Below are 657 nucleotides of genomic sequence, written 5' to 3'. Positions count from 1 at the left end.
ATATACTCCGATGCGAAACTGTGACATAAAGTTTGTAAATAAGGAAATAACACCTTTTGGTGGTCTTTCCCTGTTCTTCAAAATGCTTGAGAAATGCCATTTTGAAGAGCATGTTATGCAAAGTGGTGTACCTCTTCAAGGTTCCAACCGTGGTTACAAACCGATCCAGCTGATATTGGGATTGTTTGCAGGTGTGTGGTGTGGCGCAAGTTGCTTTGGTCATCTTGACGTGGTTCGTTATGACGCTGCACTATGTGACCTATTAGGATGGGAACGTGGAGCAGACCATCGTGCATACCAGCGCTATCTCAATAAATTCTCTCAAGCTGTCAACCAGCGTGTTTTCGGAAATTTGTTCCGTTGGTTTTTCTCCGAGTTGAAGTTCGACAACTACACTTTAGACTTCGATTCTACAGTGATGGTCCGTGAGGGAAGTCAGGAAGGAGCAGCCAAAGGATACAACCCAAAACGTCCTGGACGACTCTCGCATCATCCTCTCCTTGCATTCGTTTCCGATGTAAGGATGATAGCAAATTACTGGCTACGTCCAGGCAACACATCCGCAAGTACCAATTATCTGTCGTTTCTTGAGGACACGCTCTCAAAACTTGAGGGCAAACGTGTCGGGCTGGTCCGCATGGATAGCGGTTTCTTTGC

At 46.0% G+C, this 657-nt stretch carries 1 protein-coding gene; it reads left to right on the top strand.

Annotated elements, in window-relative coordinates; translation table 11 throughout:
* Positions 1-10: 10 nt before the first annotated feature.
* Positions 11-657 (top strand): transposase (locus CIK87_RS03690; protein WP_173823478.1); only part of this gene is annotated, 647 nt, incomplete at its 3' end.

The sequence above is a fragment of the Prevotella sp. P5-64 genome (assembly GCF_002251285.1).
In the GTDB taxonomy this organism is placed as follows: domain Bacteria; phylum Bacteroidota; class Bacteroidia; order Bacteroidales; family Bacteroidaceae; genus Prevotella.
Note: the sequence above shows the minus strand (reverse complement) of the source record. Positions and strands in the feature narration are given on the sequence as shown.